The sequence below is a fragment of the Allobacillus saliphilus genome (genome assembly GCF_018138385.1).
GTDB lineage: Bacteria > Bacillota > Bacilli > Bacillales > Alkalibacillaceae > Allobacillus > Allobacillus saliphilus.
The window spans coordinates 32,004-50,461 of sequence record NZ_JAGSIE010000028.1 but is presented as its reverse complement, the minus strand read 5'-3'; the positions used below and the strand labels follow the sequence as shown (position 1 = coordinate 50,461).

The 18,458-nt window shown below is 38.7% G+C and carries 20 protein-coding genes and 1 riboswitch; of the genes, 13 read left to right on the top strand and 7 right to left on the bottom strand.

Going from position 1 to position 18,458, the window contains the following annotated elements:
• Positions 1-246 precede the first annotated feature (246 nt).
• From KC820_RS09760 to KC820_RS09745, 4 genes are all read left to right on the top strand, one after another.
• Entirely contained in the window at positions 247-441 is a 195-nt protein-coding gene (locus tag KC820_RS09760) for a CsbD family protein (protein ID WP_212370571.1), read from the top strand.
• 186 nt (positions 442-627) lie between these two features.
• Complete coding sequence (locus KC820_RS09755; RefSeq protein ID WP_212370569.1) at positions 628-1,317, top strand: FadR/GntR family transcriptional regulator; 690 nt, start codon at positions 628-630, stop codon at positions 1,315-1,317.
• A gap of 2 nt (positions 1,318-1,319) precedes the next feature.
• Positions 1,320-2,570, top strand: coding sequence for a CynX/NimT family MFS transporter (locus KC820_RS09750; RefSeq protein ID WP_212370567.1), 1,251 nt, complete (start codon positions 1,320-1,322; stop codon positions 2,568-2,570).
• 223 nt (positions 2,571-2,793) lie between these two features.
• Positions 2,794-3,723: a glycine betaine ABC transporter substrate-binding protein gene (locus tag KC820_RS09745; protein WP_212370565.1), complete on the top strand. Its 930-nt coding sequence runs from the start codon at positions 2,794-2,796 to the stop codon at positions 3,721-3,723.
• A gap of 73 nt (positions 3,724-3,796) precedes the next feature.
• Here KC820_RS09745 and KC820_RS09740 read toward each other — a convergent pair whose 3' ends face one another.
• From KC820_RS09740 to KC820_RS09725, 4 genes are all read right to left on the bottom strand, one after another.
• On the bottom strand, positions 3,797-4,111 hold the full coding sequence (locus KC820_RS09740; protein ID WP_212370563.1) for a DMT family transporter: 315 nt from the start codon (positions 4,109-4,111) through the stop codon (positions 3,797-3,799).
• A 1-nt stretch (position 4,112) separates the two neighbouring features.
• Positions 4,113-4,466, bottom strand: a complete 354-nt coding sequence (locus KC820_RS09735) for a DMT family transporter (RefSeq protein WP_212370561.1) — start codon at positions 4,464-4,466, stop codon at positions 4,113-4,115.
• 87 nt (positions 4,467-4,553) lie between these two features.
• Positions 4,554-5,165: a TetR/AcrR family transcriptional regulator gene (locus KC820_RS09730; protein WP_236782609.1), complete on the bottom strand. Its 612-nt coding sequence runs from the start codon at positions 5,163-5,165 to the stop codon at positions 4,554-4,556.
• A 235-nt stretch (positions 5,166-5,400) separates the two neighbouring features.
• Positions 5,401-6,135 (bottom strand): glucose 1-dehydrogenase, encoded by a 735-nt coding sequence (locus tag KC820_RS09725; RefSeq protein WP_212370559.1) that lies wholly within the window; start codon positions 6,133-6,135, stop codon positions 5,401-5,403.
• A gap of 280 nt (positions 6,136-6,415) precedes the next feature.
• On the opposite strand from KC820_RS09725, the gene KC820_RS09720 reads away from it, so the two are divergent.
• Complete coding sequence (locus KC820_RS09720) at positions 6,416-7,846, top strand: polysaccharide deacetylase family protein (RefSeq protein WP_212370558.1); 1,431 nt, start codon at positions 6,416-6,418, stop codon at positions 7,844-7,846.
• A 100-nt stretch (positions 7,847-7,946) separates the two neighbouring features.
• On the opposite strand, the gene KC820_RS13255 is transcribed toward KC820_RS09720, so the two are convergent.
• Together KC820_RS13255 and KC820_RS13250 are read right to left on the bottom strand one after the other, a co-directional pair.
• Positions 7,947-8,486: a phosphatase PAP2 family protein gene (locus tag KC820_RS13255; RefSeq protein WP_236782608.1), complete on the bottom strand. Its 540-nt coding sequence runs from the start codon at positions 8,484-8,486 to the stop codon at positions 7,947-7,949.
• 147 nt (positions 8,487-8,633) lie between these two features.
• Positions 8,634-8,864 carry a hypothetical protein gene (locus tag KC820_RS13250; RefSeq protein ID WP_236782607.1) on the bottom strand — a complete coding sequence of 77 codons (231 nt, stop codon included), beginning with the start codon at positions 8,862-8,864 and terminating at the stop codon, positions 8,634-8,636.
• A gap of 233 nt (positions 8,865-9,097) precedes the next feature.
• Positions 9,098-9,291: riboswitch (cobalamin riboswitch) on the top strand.
• Positions 9,292-9,423: 132 nt separating this feature from the next.
• On the opposite strand from KC820_RS13250, the gene KC820_RS09710 reads away from it, so the two are divergent.
• The 6 genes from KC820_RS09710 to KC820_RS09685 all read left to right on the top strand — a co-directional run bounded on the left by KC820_RS09710 (position 9,424) and on the right by KC820_RS09685 (position 16,176).
• On the top strand, positions 9,424-11,658 hold the full coding sequence (locus KC820_RS09710; RefSeq protein ID WP_212370556.1) for a ribonucleoside-diphosphate reductase subunit alpha: 2,235 nt from the start codon (positions 9,424-9,426) through the stop codon (positions 11,656-11,658).
• A complete protein-coding gene (locus KC820_RS09705; protein WP_144162804.1) occupies positions 11,655-12,089 on the top strand; it encodes a flavodoxin in 435 nt (144 codons plus the stop codon). Before KC820_RS09710 ends, KC820_RS09705 begins: the two co-directional genes overlap by 4 nt.
• Positions 12,070-13,113 carry a ribonucleotide-diphosphate reductase subunit beta gene (locus KC820_RS09700; protein ID WP_144162802.1) on the top strand — a complete coding sequence of 348 codons (1,044 nt, stop codon included), beginning with the start codon at positions 12,070-12,072 and terminating at the stop codon, positions 13,111-13,113. Before KC820_RS09705 ends, KC820_RS09700 begins: the two co-directional genes overlap by 20 nt.
• A gap of 167 nt (positions 13,114-13,280) precedes the next feature.
• The gene (locus tag KC820_RS09695; protein WP_336511039.1) at positions 13,281-13,736 is read left to right on the top strand and encodes a MarR family winged helix-turn-helix transcriptional regulator; all 456 of its coding nucleotides are present in this window, start codon (positions 13,281-13,283) and stop codon (positions 13,734-13,736) included.
• Positions 13,737-13,827: 91 nt separating this feature from the next.
• The gene (gene fadH, locus KC820_RS09690; RefSeq protein ID WP_144088390.1) at positions 13,828-14,592 is read left to right on the top strand and encodes a 2,4-dienoyl-CoA reductase; all 765 of its coding nucleotides are present in this window, start codon (positions 13,828-13,830) and stop codon (positions 14,590-14,592) included.
• A gap of 39 nt (positions 14,593-14,631) precedes the next feature.
• Positions 14,632-16,176: a class I adenylate-forming enzyme family protein gene (locus KC820_RS09685; RefSeq protein ID WP_144088389.1), complete on the top strand. Its 1,545-nt coding sequence runs from the start codon at positions 14,632-14,634 to the stop codon at positions 16,174-16,176.
• Positions 16,177-16,246: 70 nt separating this feature from the next.
• Here KC820_RS09685 and KC820_RS09680 read toward each other — a convergent pair whose 3' ends face one another.
• Entirely contained in the window at positions 16,247-16,402 is a 156-nt protein-coding gene (locus KC820_RS09680; RefSeq protein ID WP_186278611.1) for a hypothetical protein, read from the bottom strand.
• An 82-nt stretch (positions 16,403-16,484) separates the two neighbouring features.
• On the opposite strand from KC820_RS09680, the gene KC820_RS09675 reads away from it, so the two are divergent.
• Both KC820_RS09675 and KC820_RS09670 read left to right on the top strand, forming a co-directional pair.
• A complete protein-coding gene (locus KC820_RS09675) occupies positions 16,485-16,748 on the top strand; it encodes a cytosine permease (protein ID WP_212370575.1) in 264 nt (87 codons plus the stop codon).
• Between the two features lie 195 nt (positions 16,749-16,943).
• Positions 16,944-18,458 (top strand): BCCT family transporter, encoded by a 1,515-nt coding sequence (locus KC820_RS09670; RefSeq protein ID WP_212370554.1) that lies wholly within the window; start codon positions 16,944-16,946, stop codon positions 18,456-18,458.

The window sequence follows — 18,458 nt, the reverse complement described above, 5'->3', positions numbered from 1 at the left end:
GACTACGGGGATAGCCTGATTATTTCCGCTCAATAGAGTGGATGACCCAGGAATCTCCCTCCTCAAAACGCGCTAGCATTTAGGTGGGAGTAGTTCAAACGTTCACAAATCAATAGTTTGTCTCCTGTTTTAGCAAGATACATGTTTACAAATTCTCCATGACGGTTAAATAAAAACTGTAAGCTTTCTAAAGCTTTTACTGATTTTAATTACAACCTGAACATTGCACAACAAGGAGGATTTAATATGTCAGATAAAGGTTTTGAAGAGAACGTAAAAGGTTCAATGGATAAAGTGAAAGGAAAAGCGAAAGAGGAATATGGTGAAATGACAGACGATGCTTCGAAAGAAATCGAAGGCAAGAAAGATCAAGTAAAAGGCGAAGCCAAAAAGAAATACGGCGATATGAAAGATAAGTTTAGCGATGATGATGAAAAATAATCGTTAAGATATGCAAAGCAACTTGTTGTTATTCAACAGGTTGCTTTTTTCATTTGGAATTTCGTTCGTAATCTATTCAACAGAAATGATCCCCCATTAAATAATTCACATAGTTTACAAAACCATTACCCTCACGTACAATATCCTATGTACCAATCATCCTACAACTTTTACGGAGGAACGAAAATGATTCAAAAAATAAATCGTTTATCGTTGGTGGAACAGGTTGCTGCACAAATGGAGCAATTAATTGAACAAGGACAGTGGAAGATAGAAGAAAAGCTTCCGCCTGAGATGGAGCTAATGGAAAAGTTCGGCGTCAGTCGCAACACATTACGTGAGGCGATTCGGGCATTAGTACACGCTGGTTTATTGGAAACAAAACAAGGGAGTGGAACGCTCGTCAAATCAGCGAGTGTTTTAGGCGCTGCTTTAAAACGTCATGTGAAGAAATCTACGATGTTAGAAACGCTTGAAGTGCGTTTTTCACTTGAGAAACAAGCTGCTAAAATGGCTGCTGAACGTCGAACAGAAGAAGACTTGACGAAACTTGAAGCAATTGTTTTAAAAACTAAAGTTGCTTCTGAAAAAGAAGACATAGATCAATTTATTACTTCTGACATTGAATTTCATAAAGCGATTGTTCAAGCTTCTGGCAATCAGTTACTCATTGATTTATATGAGCATATGACGGATTTATTATATTCATTTGTCCATGATTTCTTAGATATGCAGCCTTCTTTTCAGTTGGAGCAAGGACTTCACCTAAATTTATTGGATGCGATTCAGAAACAGGATCAAGCGTCTGCTGCAATGTATGTTGAGAATGATATGGAAGTATTAAAAGATTACATATTGAAGATGACGGAGGAGTAGTTTTGAGTAAGCAAACAGGAATACAAACAGACAACAATACTACGAGAGCCAGTTGGCTATTATTAATTGGTGTGATTTTAATCGGTTCAAACTTAAGGGTACCTATTACTTCAGTCGGGGCATTGATTACATTTATCCGTGACGATCTCGGAATTAGTAACTCTGTCGCAGGGCTAATTACCACGTTACCATTGCTAGCTTTTGCGGTGTTTTCACCATTTACACCGAGGATTGCAAGAAAAATTGGTATGGAATGGACAATTGGTTTGTCGATGATGTTGCTAATCGCCGGGATTGCGATTCGTTCGATTACCGGCATTGGCTTTTTATTTATAGGAACTTTATTTATTGGCTTGGCGATTGCCGTTGGGAACGTCTTAATACCAGCAATTATTAAGATGAGTTTTCCTTTTAAAATTGGGCTCATGACAGGTATATATGCTGTATTTATGAACATTTTCGGTGCTTTAGGTTCCGGGTTGAGTGTACCAGCTTCCTCGATTGGCAATATGGGATGGCAAGGTGCGCTAGGTGTATGGGGATTGCTTGCTGTCATCGCGTTGCTCATCTGGACTCCTCAACTACGCAAAAAAGGTGATTCATCACCGAAAGTGAATGTACAAACGGAGCAAAAAACGAATTTATGGCGTTCTCCGTTAGCTTGGGCTGTTACGGTTTTTATGGGCGGACAGTCTTTGGCCTTTTACACATTAATCACGTGGATGCCAGATGTGTTGAATTCAATTGGTTATAACGCAAGCACAGCCGGTTGGATGGTCTTTCTGTTACAAGCAGCCATTATCCCGACAACACTTGTCATGCCAATGGTTGCAGAAAAAATGAAGAATCAGGTCGGTTTGGCAATTGGAGCTGCTGTCATGTTTATCATCGGGTTTTCTGGATTGCTGCTCGGTAATATGGCATTCGTACCAGTATCAGCCATTTTACTCGGAGTTGCTGGAGGAAGTTGCTTCAGTCTTTCCATGATGTTCTTTACGTTAAGAACAAGAGACGGGAAAGAAGCGGCCGAATTATCAGGAATGGCGCAATCATTTGGATACTTGCTAGCTGCAGTCGGCCCTGTCTTTGTCGGTACATTGTATGACATAAGTGGTAGCTGGACGATGCCGATCGCATTTTTAATCGTGATTTCAATCATCATTCTGATTGCAGGTATTATATCTGGTAAGGAAGGTTTAGTCTCTGATCGATCTAAACAACAACATAAAAGAGATTTAGCTGGAGTTAATTAATCTAAAACAACGCTTGGGTATCGATTGCCTAAGCGTTGTTTTTCTTATGGTTTTATTCTTTTGAGATGTATAGGGAAAAACTGGGATTCAAAACTGTGCTAAACTATTAATAGAGGTGTATGTAAAAAATACACGAGCTAGAACCATATTCAATCATTGCTATTCAGTTTACTCACGCTAGAAACATGCTAGTAACAACAAGAAAAGGGAGTTGGAAGCAAAATTGTTTAAGACAAAATCATTCAACACATTTAATTTTTCAGTGTTGATTCTTATCGTTTTGACATTGTTTGTTGCAGGTTGCCAATCTGAAGATGTGGCTACAGAGGAAGAAGACCAGGATATTAATTACAGTGAAGAAGTAAACCATACAATTATTGGCATAGAGCCAGGTGCAGGCATTACTGTGACAACTGAAAAAGCCATTGATGAATATGAAAATTTAGAAGGTTGGAAGCTTGAGCAATCATCAACCACTGCTATGACAGCAGCACTTGATGATGCTATAGAAAAGGAAGAACCAATTATTATTACAGGCTGGAATCCGCATTGGATTTTTGCGAAGTATCCAGACATGAAGTATTTAGAAGACCCTGATAATGTTTATGGTGACGAAGAAGTGATTAAAACCCTTGCACGTAAGGGACTAAAAGAAGATATGCCTAATGCATATAAACTAATTGATCAATTTCAATGGGACATCGAAGATATGGAAGGGATTATGTATGAGACTCACCAAACGGGCGATGATTTGAAGGATGTCGCCAAGCGTTGGGTAAAAGATAATCCAGACAAAGTAGCGAAGTGGACAGAAGGTGTTGAGAAAACAGATGGAAAATCGATAGAATTGACATCAACACAATGGGATTCTGAACTATCAGCGACTTATGTTGTGGCAGAAGTACTAGAAGAATATGGCTATGATGTTACCGTAACACCTGTTGATTTGGCAATTGTTTATGAATCGGTTGCAAGCGGCGATGCCGATGCAACATTAGCGGTTTGGATGCCTATTACAACGAAAGCATTCTATGATAAACACGAAGGTAACTTTGACGACTTAGGTGAAAACCTTACCGGAGCTAAAATCGGTTTAGTCGTTCCCGAATATATGGATATTAACTCGATTGAAGATCTAGAGCCAGCAAAATAATGAGCATTTAAATAAAACGACTTGAACTCTCTAATGAGTTCGAGTCGTTTTTCATAATTCATCGTAATAATTCTTAAGAGACGGCTTTTAATCCTGTTACGCCAATAATTATAATGATTAAACTGATGATTCGTCCTAAGCTCTTTGATTCATTAAAGAAAATCATGTTTACAATTACTGCAGCCGCGGTTCCTATGCCGATCCAAACGGCGTAAGCTACACTGACCTGAAGATAATTAAAGGATGTATAGAGAAATAGAAATGCGCCGCCGAAACCACCGAAAAAGAGTAATGTGTTAAAAAGTGTTTTCCGTTCGCTGAATTTATTTAACCCAATAACGCCAACTAATTCGAGTATGGCTGCAAAAGATACGTAAACCCAACCCATATTAAGCACCTCCTTGTTCAGGTTCTAATTTTGATTCAGGTTTTTGATCTGCTAGGTTTAAAGCAATAACGCCGATGACAAGGATACTGATAAATAATCCTTTTTCCGCACTGAACGATTCTCCAAAAATAAAGACATCCATTAGCGAAGTACCAACTGCGCCGGCAGCTGCGAAAACAGCATACACCGTTCCTGTCGGTAATGACTCACATGCTTTTGAGAGAATAATAAAGTCTAAGACTATGATAGGAATAATAATTGCCCAATGCCACCAAGCAGAAGCGACGTTGAATCCGAAAATCCAAAATAATTCTAATAAACTTGTTAAGCTGACATAAAACCAAGCTCTTTTCATAAAAATTTCCTTCCTCATATGTGATTAGATTTAATTTAAATTTTTAGTGAATGAACGTCAGTCATTTTCAGATAAAATAAAAGGACGCTACGTGTGAGCGCCTAAAGCTTTGATCAAAAAGTAATATAATTCTTTTTGGTGTTCTTTGACAGCCTCTGTCTCTTGCTGATCATAAAGATATGCTTGCTCTGCCGCTGATTCAATCGTTCCGACTATAATTTTAGCAGTATATTTCACATTTAGTTCGGAATCAATTACCTGGTCTTTCATCCCGTTTCGCAATAGCTCTTCTATCCATTCGTATAAAGGGGCATAGATAATTTCCCAATTACCTACATACTGCGTTTGTGTTAATCCGGTGTATAGCAGTTTCGTAAGCTCTTTATATGTTTCTGTTAAATCGAAAATGACATGAATGATATCATTGATCTGCTGCTGAATAGGGCCACCGCTTACTTTTTTATTAAGACCTTCTAGTATTTTGTTGACCATCACTTCAGCAATCGCAGGCATAACTGCTAATTTAGAAGAAAAGTATAAATAAAAAGTCCCTTGAGCAATACCCGCTTTCTTTACAATCTCTGAAATTGTTGCTTTTTCAATTCCTTTTTCGGAGAAAACATCAATTGCCGATTGAATGATTCGTTCTTTTTTATCGATGCGACTCACGCCCTTCTTTCCAATATGACTGAATGTCATTCATTTTCAATTATATGCCGATTTTTAGAAAAATCAACTGATAAGTTCGATATGTTTCCACTTCATAATAAAGACGAGCGGTTTTGCTACTGCATTCATGTGAATCCTTCAGCGTTAATTCTAAATCCTTCAGTGTTAACCCGCTACTTTTCAGTGTTAAGCAACCTAACTATAAAAAAAGCACCTACCGAAGTCAGTTCTCGTTTTATTGATCATTCACAACTTACAATTACGCTTACTGTGCAGTCAATCCACCATCAATTACAAATTCTGAACCTGTGGAATAGCTAGATTCATCAGATGCTAAGAATAGTACCATATTGGATACTTCTTCAGGCTGTGCGACACGCTTCATTGGAATGCTTTTCGAGAACTCTTCAACTGCAGCTTTTGTGTCTTCTTGAACAACCATTGGTGTAGCGATGACACCTGGGTGTACAGAGTTTACGCGAATGCCCATTGGAGACAAGTTAAGAGCAGCTGCTTTCGTCATACCACGAACAGCGAACTTCGTATCTGTGTATCCGATTGCTCCTCCAACTAGGCCATTCATTGAAGAAATGTTAACAATCGAACCGCTACCTGCTTTTTTCATAGATGGTGCTACTGCTTTCATTCCTAGGAATACAGATACTTGGTTAATTTCAACCGTACGCTTGTATTCTTCTAATGTTAGGTCGAAGAGGCTTTTTGCCAAAGTAATTCCAGCGTTGTTCACAAGCACGTTAGCCGGTCCAAATGTTTCTTCTGTTTTCTCAATAACAGTCGTCCAATCTTCTTCGGATGTTACATTTTGTTTTACGAAAAGAGCATTTTCGTCCAGTTCATTTGCTAATGCCTCGCCTTTTTCTTCGTTCAAGTCTGTTAGTACGACTTTTGCTCCTTGCTCAATGAATAACTTTGCGTGAGATGCACCCATACCTTGTGCTGCCCCAGTAATAATTGCTACTTTATTTGCTAAACGACTCATAGGGTAATCCTCCTTGAATGATAGTGTGCAAGAATTCTTAGATGTCTTCACTCTTTTCATTTAAAACGAAGAAATAAGCTTGTTCAATTGTTTTGCTTTAGTTAGACGAAGTGTTTTTAAATGAAAAATTCAGAATGTATTTCAAGGAGATCATCGTTAGGAAATTATTAAAAAGTCGTTAAAAATTCATTGACTTATCAATAACGACATTGCAATCGTAAAATGATTTGACTACAATAAAAATATTGCAAAAAACAGAGACCAGACGAGGAGTTCACCGATGAAGCCCAAAAAAATCACTATATATATTTTAGTAGTCCTAGGAATATTAGTGGCTTTCTACATTAATAAAATCCTGTTAACTGATGATGACAGCGATTCTACAGATCCATTAAATGAGATTAACAAAGAAACGGAGCATTCAGCATATTCCGGAGTCAATATCATAACTGAAATCGCAGACGAATCATCTTATAACATGGCGATTCACTATCCTGAATTTGCAGGTGAGTCTTTAAATGAGGAAATAGAAGATTATATATCTATGTCTAAACAAGACTTTTTAACAGAGGTAAAAGAAAATGAAGATATACTTCAAGAATTGCCTGCTACGCTAAACGTTTTGTTTAATATTCATCCTGTAAATGAAAATATTTATTCAATTGTATTTCATAAAGAAAGTTATGTTACCGGCGCGAACGGCTACCAAAGTTCAAAAGTTCGATTAGTAGATGTCGAGCAAGAGAGATTTATTGAGCAATCAGAAATTCTAATCGATAACAAAGAAAATAGAAATAAAATCTACAACTTATTACTCGAAAGATTTCAACAACAAGAGGAATCCTATTTATTTGAAGACTTTTTAAAGGAATGGACAGAAAGCGAAGATAATCAATTTACAAATATGTTCTTTAAAGACCAGTCTGTTGTTTTTAAGTTTGATAAATATGAGGTGACTGCTGGTGCTGCAGGATCTCCCGAAATTTCAATACCTTTTCATAAAATGAAAGATATGTTTACGGACGGATGGAAAGAAAAAATCAATTTTGATCCTAAAGAAGAGCCGGAGCCAAGCAAAGAAGATGAATCGGAGACACCGAAGCCAAGCGAAAACGATGACGCGGGTGAAGAATCAAAAGAAGATGCAAATTCGAATAAAAAGAAAGTCGCTTTAACGTTCGATGACGGTCCACATCCAACAAACACATTGCAGATCCTTGAGTTGTTGGATAAACATGATGCGAAAGCTACTTTTTTCATGTTAGGGAACCGGGTTGACTTCTATCCAGACATTGCAAAAGTTATTGCGGAGAAAGGCCATGAGTTGGGAAATCATACGTGGACGCATAAAGACTTGACGACACTTGGTCAAGAAGAGATTAGCGAAGAAGTCGAAGTAACAAATGAAACGATATTGAGTGCAACAGGCGAAGAGCCGACAGTATTCCGGCCACCGTATGGAGCGATCGATGATCAAGTGCGAGAAGTTCTAGGGCTTCCACCAATATTATGGACAATCGATACTTTGGATTGGAAGTCTCGTGATCCTGATCAAATCGTTAAAATCGTTGAAGAAAACGTTACAGATGGTTCAGTAATTTTGATGCACGATATTCATGAAACAACGGTAACAGCAGTAGAGAGAATTTTAAATTCATTAGAAAAAGAAGGATATGAATTCGTGACGGTATCTGAAATAGAATCCAATTGAACAAATGATATTTAATTAAAAAATCCGAACGACGATTCTTGAAATAAACGAATCGGTTCGGATTTTTTTAGATGACATTAGGTTTAGTCTCTTCCTTAGATTAATAAAATAACTTTGGTCCATGCGCATGGGTATTTGATAAGTGTTGTTTCTTTTTTCTTTTTGGATTGAATTTATTGGCTACTAACGAATCGCAGGAGTCATCGAATTGAAAAGGGATGACTTGTTCATAAGGTGGCGGTGTGAGTTGAACATTTAAAGAATTACGATAAGGTGTATCGATACTTCGGCTTTCTATATCTCGATCTCTTTGCAATTGTCTTGTCACAAGCTCACCGACTTGCCTTCCAAGTCGTAAGCCTTGCTCGTTATCAACTGGAAAGTGGACGCCAGCGTATAATCGAGATTGTGCGGCTTCCTCTGCTAGCTCGTGTAGCTGCCTTCTCTCTGCCGGGAAAAAATAAGATAAAATGACTGCAGCCGCACCAGCGACTGCTGCGTGCCCAGATGGATAAGTAGGATGTCTTGGTGTGCAAAGGAACGTAGCTAACTTTTCGTCTAATTGGTTCGGGCGTGCAACGAGCCATTTAAATTTATAAAACCATGTCACAACAAATGCATCGTTGATTCCGGCATGCAACGCAGCTAAAATTCTTGCACCTCTTGGAGCTTCAACACCGTAAGAATCGATGAGCTAATCTGCAATTGGTGTCCATTGTTTTGTCGCAACTCCTGTACCCCAATAGGCCGCAATCGCTTTCTGTTCTCTCGTTAAATTCCGTTGTGTTCATTGTACGACGGTTAATTGTTGTTCCCAATTAATTGTACTAGGATGACGAACTTGAAAAGGGATCGTTTCACCAGTAAAGGTAGATACCCATTTTTCATCTTCTAACTGAATGAAATATGTCGTCCAGCTTCCTGCAAATGGAGCTTCGGGATTTTCAACAGGTCTTGATTCCCCCGCGTAAGGGAGTTCATCCCAACGAGGGTAATTCGTCGTTCTGGATTTGCTCAATGTGATGGACCTCTCTTTTAAAAAACTTTATAGTTATCATATGTCGTTATATCGTTGTGGTATAGGCTGATATAGATGGAATTCTTTATAGTTAAAATAAAAGAGAGGAGGGTCATAAAAGATTTCCGTACACTTACTGAGTGATTTTCTTTATATTAATCTTGTAATTCATTTTTGAGTATGATAGTCTTAACACAATATATTGATTTGTTTTTAGTTCATTTAAACTATATATAGTAATTTGGGGTTAAGGTGACATATTTGTCTTAATAGGGAATCCAGTGAAATGCTGGAACTGCCCCCGCAACTGTAAGTGTATCAGGTTAGACGTCCACTGTATTGCTCGTTTCACGATGGCAATATGGGAAGGGCTCTAATAGATGTTAAGCGCACGAGTCAGGAGACCTGCCGTAACTCTCAAGTTTCATTTCTCCGGGGTGAGGGATTATGAAACGATAGAAAAGTGTGCTTACAGAGGATATTTCTGTCGTTTTATAGTCGTTCAACTCGTTGAGAGGAACGACTATTTTTTGTTGGAATTAAAGAGGAGGGACGATGGATGATTACCGAACTAACTGTAAATGAGGAATCCATACGACAAGCGATTGATGAAGCGGCAGACGGACTACCGATCGAAACAGGTCCATATAAAGAAAAGTCGTTAAAAAGCATTCAACCAGATATGGAATATGAAAAAATAACAGATTTATTGATTAAAAATGCACTTGAAAACATTGATGAAGCAACACCGGATTGGAAGTATGTTGCAGCAAGACTTTATCTACGTGAGCTTTATAAAAAGGCAGGAGAAAACCGGAACGTCGATCCACGTATTGGCTACGGATCTTTTTATCAACTCATCCAAACGTTAACGGAAAAAGGTATTTACTCGGAAGCGATTTTGACGAAATATACAAAGGATGAAATTGATCATTTTCAAACGGTCATTGATCCTAAAAAAGATATGTTGTTTGACTATTTGGCTTTATATACATTGGCAACGCGTTACACGGCGACAGACCATGAAAAAAATGTATATGAATTGCCTCAAGAGCGTTGGATGATTATCGCGATGTATTTAATGCAAGATGAGCGTGTAGAGAAGCGGAGAGAGCTTGTAACTGAAGCGTATTGGGCATTAAGTAATTTATACATGACGGTTGCCACACCAACGTTGAATAATGCCGGAAAAACACATGGCCAACTATCCAGTTGTTTCATCGATACGGTGGAGGACAGTTTGCAGGGGATCTACGACAGTAACACGGATATAGCTAACCTATCGAAAAACGGTGGAGGTATTGGTGTTTACATGGGAAAAGTAAGAGCCCGCGGAAGTTCGATTAAAGGATTCAGTGGAATGTCCAGTGGGATCGTGCCATGGGTGAAGCAGTTGAATAATACAGCGGTCAGTGTCGACCAGTTGGGCACGAGAAAAGGAGCTATTGCTGTTTATTTAGATATTTGGCATCAAGACATTGAGTTGTTCCTTGATTTGAAGCTAAACAATGGTGATGAGCGCATGAGAGCGCATGATATATTTCCAGGTGTGACACTTCCGGATTTATTTATGGAAACGGTGGAAGAGCGCGGTGACTGGTATTTATTTGACCCACATGAAGTGAAACAAGTCATGGGCTATTCATTAGAAGACTTTTATGATGAAGAAAAGGGAAGCGGCTCCTTCCGAGAAAAATACAATGAGTGTGTTCAAAATGACCAATTGAGTAAGAAAAAAGTGAAAGCAATTGATTTGATGAAACGGATCATGCGCTCTCAATTGGAGTCGGGGACACCATTTATGTTTTACCGAGATGAAGTGAACCGACAAAATGTCAATTCACATACTGGAATGATTTATTGCTCTAACCTTTGTACGGAGATTACGCAAAACCAATCCCCGACCGAATTAGTGGAAGAATACATTGAAGAAGAAAATACGATTGTTAAAAAATATAAAGCAGGCGACTTCGTTGTCTGTAATCTTAGCTCAATTAACCTCGGTCGCGCGGTACCTGACAATGTCATTGAGCGGTTGATCACGATTCAAGTCCGTATGCTCGATAACGTCATTGATTTAAACAATCTGCCTGTGAAGCAAGCGGTTGTGACGAATCATAAATATCGTGCGATCGGCCTAGGAACATTTGGTTGGCATCACTTACTTGCACAGAAAAATATCGAATGGGAAACGGATCAAGCTGTGCAATACGCCGATGAACTATATGAAAAGATTGCTTACTACACGATTAAAACAAGTGCAGCTTTGGCGAAAGAAAAAGGAAGCTATCCATATTTTGAAGGAAGCAAATGGAGTACAGGGGAATATTTTGACCAGAAGGATTATTCAAACGAGCAGTGGACGGAATTAAAAGAAGAAGTTCAAAAGCATGGGATTCGAAATAGTTATCTGATGGCCGTTGCGCCAAATTCTTCTACATCAATGATTGCGGGCTCAACGGCAAGTATTGATCCGGTTTTTAAACCTTTTTACAGTGAAGAGAAAAAAGACTTTCGCATTCCTGTGACAGCGCCTGATCTCGACCATCATACGTATCACATTTATCGTCGTTCGGCTTATATTCTAGACCAGCGTTGGTCTGTTAAACAAAATGCAGCTCGTCAAAGACATGTCGATCAAAGTATATCTTTTAACTTTTATGTACCTCATACAATCCGAGCTTCAATCCTGCTCAATCTACATCTGCAAGCATGGAAGGAAGGGTTGAAAACGACTTACTATGTTCGTTCGACAGCAAATGACGTCGAAGAGTGTGAGTGGTGTGAAAGTTGAGGGTGATCATTCCTTATTTATCATACAGCGGGAACACGAAAGAAGTAGCGGAGTTAATTGAGGAACGATTAAAGAAGCGGGATGTTTTTGTAGACATGCACCCAATCGGAATTAGTCCTCCGTTTGACCCGATGGATTACGATTTAATTTTTCTCGGTACATTCACGTGGGATTACGGAGGTGTACCTGAAGAAGTGAAAGATTTTATTTTGGAAATTGGATATAAGCCTGATCATATTGCTGTTTTCGGTACAGGAGATACTCAATTCGGTGGAGAGGAATTGTTCTGTAACGCCGTAAACAAGCTTACAAAGTTTTATCACAGTAAATGGCCGGGATTAAAAATCGAACAATCGCCTAGAGGAAGTCAGGAAGAAAAAGTACACAACTGGGTTGAAGGAGTGTTACAACATGGAAAAATCTTTGCTTGAAAGAGCGAAAACGCTTGAACCGCTAAACCCGAATAAATCAACAGGGTTGTTTGGTGGACAATCAAGTGGGATTTTAAACTGGAATGATATCGCTTATCCTCATTGGTATAAAATGTACAAGCGACTATTGGGGAACTACTGGCAAGCGGATGAAGTGAATATGTCTGGTGACGTCAAACAATTTTCAGACTTAACGGAAGCTGAACAAGAGGCCTACTTAAAAATCATTGGCTTGTTATCCACACTTGACGCACCGCAAACGAGAACGGCATTACTCATCTCTTTATATGCAACAGACGCTTCCGTCCAATCAATTATGGCAGTAATTGCTCAACAAGAAGCTGTTCATAATGAAAGTTATTCGTACGTGCTTTCTTCCGTTGTTTCATTGGACGAACAAAACGAATCGTTTCAACACGGAAGAAAAGACCCTGTGTTGCTGAAGCGGAATGAGCAGATCATGCATCAATACAATCAATTTGTTGAAGAGCCGACTATTGAAAACATCTTGAAAACATTAGTTTATACGTCATTATTGGAAGGCATGTTTTTCTATTCCGGTTTTGCCTTCTTCTATAACTTGGCACGGAAAAACAAAATGGTCGGTACATCCACGATGATCAGCTATATTAACCGCGACGAGCTTGAACATGGTCGTTTTATTGCCGAACTGTTCCGGGCAACTTTAGCTGAAAATCCTGAACAGAATACGAGTGAACTGACAGAGTGGGTATACACGCATTTTCAACAATCCGTCGAGCTCGAGATTGAATGGTCACATTATGTTCTTCAAGATGTGGAAGGAATTGATCTCGACGAAATGGCAGGCTACATCAAATACCGTGCCAATAAAATGCTACGGATGATGGGACTTCATGAAATTTATCCTGAACATGTCGAAAACCCGATGAAGTGGATCCGTGCCTATGTCGATAATTTTGATGGTACGAAAACAGACTTCTTCGAACAAAAATCCAGACAGTATACGAAAACAAGTGACTTGAATGGGTTTGATGATTTGTAATTGAATGCAATATCTAAAATAAATCGATTGGAGCGCCGAACGTAACCAGATGTTCGGTGCTTTTTTATTCAAAAAAAAATAACTTGTATACAAAATACTTGTATACAAAATACTTGTATACATGATATACTGTAAAAAATAAAACATTCAGAAAATTAAAAAGGTTGGTGGTGGTAATAGAGAAATTCGATTGCTTACATTTTATTCTCGGAAAGGCACTGCAACAAGTAAAGCAGCTCAGTAAAGAAAAGTTGTCCTCATACGGAATAACATCCGTCCAGTTTGGAGTACTTTATTTCCTTTGGAAAAAGGATGGTCAACTTGGTTCGGAATTAGGAGAGCGCCTACAAATGGACAGCGCAACTGTAACTGGAATTATTGATCGATTGGAACAAGGTGGTTTTATTGAGCGTAGACTCGATTCTAGTGATCGTCGCAATCGTTTTGTGTTTTTAACAGAAAAAGGTCGTCTTCTAGAAGAACCACTAAGTCACAAAATGGATGAATTAGATTCGGAGTTACTGTCACAGTATGATGAAGAAAAAGTTCAAGAATTTAAGCAAATGTTATTTGATATTGGTCTAGGTCTAAAAAAAGGAACAAAAGCAGGTATGTTTTATTGAAATAGTCGTTATAGAAGTGAATTGTACATTTGATAGCAGAAAAATGAATGCGGTTTCATATTGAAAAGTATATCAAGGTGGAGGAGATTCAGTGAAAAACAAAGTAGTCATTGTAACGGGTGGTAGTAGCGGCATGGGAAAAGGCATGGCGAAAAAATTTGCGCAAGAAGGTGCAAAAGTCGTCATCACCGGGCGTTCGATGGAGCGATTACAGGCCGCTCAAGAAGAGATTGAACAAGTTGAAGGGCAAGTTCTTTGTGTAGAAATGGATGTTCGCGACCCAGACAAGGTGCAATATACCATCGAAGAGACGAAAAAAAGATTCGGTGAAATAGACTTTCTAGTGAATAACGCAGCGGGGAACTTTATGTGCGCAGCAGAAGATTTATCGATCAACGGTTGGAACTCAGTCGTAGACATAGTCTTAAATGGGACATGGTATTGTAGCCAAGCTGTCGGCAAAGAGTGGATAAAAACTGGAAAGAAAGGTCGTATTTTAAACATAGTCACTACTTATTCATGGACAGGTGGAGCTGGAGTTATCCATTCCGCTAGTGCGAAAGCAGGTGTCTTAGCAATGACACGAACACTAGCTGTTGAATGGGGTTCGAAGTATGGAATATGTGTAAATGCTATAGCCCCAGGACCGATTGAAGATACGGGTGGATCTGCTAAGCTTTTACAATCAGAAGAGGCTCGAAAACAAGTACTTAAAGGAGTACCTCTTGGCAGACCAGGTAGACCCGAAGAGATTGCAGGTCTAGCGAAGTTTTTATTTTCAGCTGAGGCAGACTACATCAATGGAGATTGTATAACGATGGATGGCGGGGCTTGGCTCAATCGCAGTCCTTTTTAAAACTTATAAATACTTAAACAAAGAAAGGGATGTTTATAAATGGAACATATGTTATTTAGTGATCCTATTATATTGAATGCTAAGCGTTATGGAGATAAAGAGGCAATCTCCTTTAAGGATAAAAGATTTACGTATGCACAGTTTAATCAGCGAATTAATCAATTAGCACACGCTTTACAAAGTGAAGGAATTCAGAAAGGTGATAAAGTTGCTTTTCAACTGATGAATTGTAATCAACTTTATGAGGTTGTTTTTGCTTGTGGAAAAATCGGCGCTGCTTATGTGCCAATTAATTCTCGTTTTGTATCACAGGAGATTAAGCATGTATTAGATGATTCTGAATCCGTTGCTCTAATATTCGACAGTCGGTTTTCTGATGAAGTAAAAGCTATTCAAGACCAAGCAGAACATACCCATCACTATATAAGTGTCGGTGAATCTGAGGTGTCTACTTTTGAATATGAACAATGGATCTCTCAGTTTCCTACTGATGAACCTATACCATCAGAGCCATTAAACGAATTGGACATATTTTGCATTATGTATACAGGTGGAACCACAGGGCGTCCAAAAGGTGCTGTCCGTTCTCATCGGAGTTTATATTTAGTTGCATTGCTTTTTAGTATCGAATTTTCAATTGGACGAGGTGGCAAAGGATTAGTTGCAGGGCCTGCATATGGTGCTGCTGCACTTTCCATATCGATACCAAACTTCTTTGTCGGTAACCCGGTTCATATTATGGAAAAATTTCACCCGGTGGAGGTTTTGGAAGCCATCGAGCAAGAAAAACCAACGACTACGTTTTTGGCTCCTCCAATGTTTGATGCTATCTTTGCCTTACCAGAAGATGTACGAGATCAGTACGATGTTTCATCAATGAAGAGTCTAATCTCTGTAGGAGCCCCGTTGCACACGAGTACGAAAGAAAAGGTCCTATCATTCTTTGCATCATCAGAATTAAACGAATTTTATGGGGCTACTGAACTCGGGGGAGCTGCAAACTTGTTTCCAGAAGACCAAAAGAAGAAAAATCGCTCTGTTGGACTGCCGATGCTTGGAATGGATGTAAAACTGCTTGATGATGATGGCGAAGAGGTCAAGCAAGGCGAAGCGGGTGCTTTTTATGTGAAAGGTATAACCTTATGTGATGAATATTATAAACGTCCGGAAGCCACAGAAGAAGCCTTTAAAGGTGAATGGCTCGGATTAGGTGATATGGGTATTCAAGATGAAGAAGGGTATTATTATATCGTCGATCGAAAGCAAGACATGATTCTATCGGGTGCGATTAATGTTTATCCAGCTGAAATTGAAGAAGTTTTGCATGAACATCCGAATATTGCGGATGTTGCAGTGATCGGTGTACCTCATGAAAAGTGGGGAGAGGTAGCGAAAGCTATTGTTGTACCTCGCGATGAAGAAAAAGCTAATGCTGACGATATTCTGGAATTTTGTAAGGGAAAGCTTGCGAAATTCAAAATTCCTCACTCAGTGGAATTTACAGATGAATTACCTCGTAGTCTTCAAGGGAAGTTATTAAAATACCAAATTCGAGAGAAATTTATTGAAGAAAAAGCTAGATAATAAAATAAAACCTTGCACGCATAAAAAGCGGCAAGGTTTTATTTTTCATCAAGAAGTTTTTTAACCCAAATCAATCTCGTTCTGAATCACGCATTTTTTTGCGATATTTCTTTTTCGCCTGTTCAATCGATTGGTTCATTAACGTTTCTTTGTCTAAGACAGGTTGGTTTTTATTTAAATGTTCCTTAACTCTTTTCTTCAGTTCTTTGAAAGCATGCTCATCCACTGAATCACCTTCTTTTATAAATAAAAGTTAATAAATCGTATGCTCCCAATAAACATTATAAACTTCTTCTTGTAGTTATTTCATCAATGTTCAATACAGCGCACATTTATCGACAGTCAGGATTGCTGTATCAACAGTTAGGCAATTGGAACTTAAGGGTGGTAAATATTGGTACTTTAAAGGCGTGAATCTACGGGCAATTATTGTTTGGCTCGTTGGTGTTATTTTCTACTTGGTGATTAATCCACTACCATTATTCACGGAAACAGTTGGGGCCGTATATCCTATCATTGTGGTAACGGCTGTATTATATTTAATCGTATCAAAAATAAATCCGAAGCAGTAAATTGTCATACCTCAAAAAGTTATTTTAACTTTTTGGGGTTTTTTTATGAATAATCTAAGCCGCTTTACTAGTAAGCGCCTTTTCATCGTCAAACATATATATCAATTACATATTATCCTCCTCCATGTCCAAAATAACGGTAGATGCTTCAATTGCTGAAAATCAATTCGATCGATAGAGGAGATTATAATTCATATGAAAAAAGATCCGGTTGTCTTTTATGCCGCACTAGCAATCATGTCAATTATCGTGTTTTTTGGAATCGTCACACCTAACTTGGTGGAAACCATTACGAATCAAACACAAGGATTCATTATCAATACGTTTGGTTGGTACTATTTGGTTTCTGTTTCATTAATCGTTTTAGCGTGTATTTATTTATTCATAAGCCCGGTCGGTAAAATTAAGCTTGGGAAACCTGACGAAAAGCCTGAATTTAGCCGTCCGACATGGATTGCGATGCTATTTAGTGCTGGAATTGGTATCGGGTTAATTTTTTACGGTGCTTATGAACCATTGAGTCACTATGCGATTAACTCACCTACGGGGGAATTGGGGACAGATCAAGGGATTAAAGATGCGATGCGGTACACGTATTTTCATTATGGCATTCACCCATGGTCAATTTATGGAATCGTTGCATTAGCAATTGCCTATTTTGGATTCAGAAAAGGTGAAATTAGCTTAATTAGTAAGACGCTGCGTCCGATTATTGGCAAACATGCTGATGGGACGACTGGCAAGGTCATTGACATTGTTGCGGTCATTTCAACAATCATGGGTGTAGCAACTTCTTTGGGTTTCGGTGCCATCCAAATTAACGGTGGCTTATCGTTTTTATTCGATATTCCGAAAAATTTAAGGTCACAGACAATTATTATCATTATCGTGACGATTCTCTTTATGATTTCTGCTTTAACAGGGATTGGTAAAGGGATTAAGTATCTCAGTAATATTAATATGAGCTTATCATTGCTACTATTTCTCGCTCTGTTTTTTCTCGGCTCGACGTTGTTCACGCTAAATCTATTGGTGACTTCTGTAGGTGGATATTTTCAAAATATCATTCAAATGAGTTTGCGGATTGCACCATTGAATGAGGATATCCGTGGTTGGATTAATGATTGGACGATATTTTATTGGGCATGGTGGATTGCATGGTCACCTTTTGTTGGATTGTTCATTGCTCGTGTTTCCAGAGGGAGATCGATTCGTGAATTCGTTACATTCGTCTTGTTAGCACCGACCATTCTTAGCTTTATCTGGTTTACGACGTTCGGTAGCGCTGCAATTACGACAGAAAGAGCAGGAATCAGCATTTCTTCCTTGTTACCGGAAGAATCGCTGTTTGGTGTATTGGAAACGTATCCGATCGGAATGGTATTATCCATTTTAACGATACTCATTATTGTCATTTTCTTTGTAACCTCAGCTGACTCGGGAACGTTCGTTTTAGGGATGATGACATCCAATGGAATTCAAAACCCTACCCGAAGAATTAAAGCGATTTGGGGCGTTTTCCTTTCTCTTACGGCATTGGCGTTAATCTATTCTGGCGGGTTGCTGGCGCTTCAAAACGCAATGATTGTTGCGGCCTTACCATTCTCGGTCGTTATCATATTAATGGCAATCAGTTTAATTACTTCTTTGCGAAGAGAAGCAAAAGAGTTAGGCATCCGGCATCAAAGACCTTTTAAGAGAAAAGAATAA

Coding starts and splice junctions, on each gene's coding strand:
- KC820_RS09760 (WP_212370571.1), top strand. CDS start 247: ATGTCAGATAAAGGTTTTGAAGAGAACGTAAAAGGTTCAATGGATAAA.
- KC820_RS09755 (WP_212370569.1), top strand. CDS start 628: ATGATTCAAAAAATAAATCGTTTATCGTTGGTGGAACAGGTTGCTGCA.
- KC820_RS09740 (WP_212370563.1), bottom strand. CDS start 4,111: ATGGGTTGGGTTTACGTATCTTTTGCAGCCATACTCGAATTAGTTGGC.
- KC820_RS09735 (WP_212370561.1), bottom strand. CDS start 4,466: ATGAAAAGAGCTTGGTTTTATGTCAGCTTAACAAGTTTATTAGAATTA.
- KC820_RS09730 (WP_236782609.1), bottom strand. CDS start 5,165: ATGACATTCAGTCATATTGGAAAGAAGGGCGTGAGTCGCATCGATAAA.
- KC820_RS09725 (WP_212370559.1), bottom strand. CDS start 6,135: ATGAGTCGTTTAGCAAATAAAGTAGCAATTATTACTGGGGCAGCACAA.
- KC820_RS09720 (WP_212370558.1), top strand. CDS start 6,416: ATGAAGCCCAAAAAAATCACTATATATATTTTAGTAGTCCTAGGAATA.
- KC820_RS09710 (WP_212370556.1), top strand. CDS start 9,424: ATGATTACCGAACTAACTGTAAATGAGGAATCCATACGACAAGCGATT.
- KC820_RS09700 (WP_144162802.1), top strand. CDS start 12,070: ATGGAAAAATCTTTGCTTGAAAGAGCGAAAACGCTTGAACCGCTAAAC.
- KC820_RS09685 (WP_144088389.1), top strand. CDS start 14,632: ATGGAACATATGTTATTTAGTGATCCTATTATATTGAATGCTAAGCGT.
- KC820_RS09670 (WP_212370554.1), top strand. CDS start 16,944: ATGAAAAAAGATCCGGTTGTCTTTTATGCCGCACTAGCAATCATGTCA.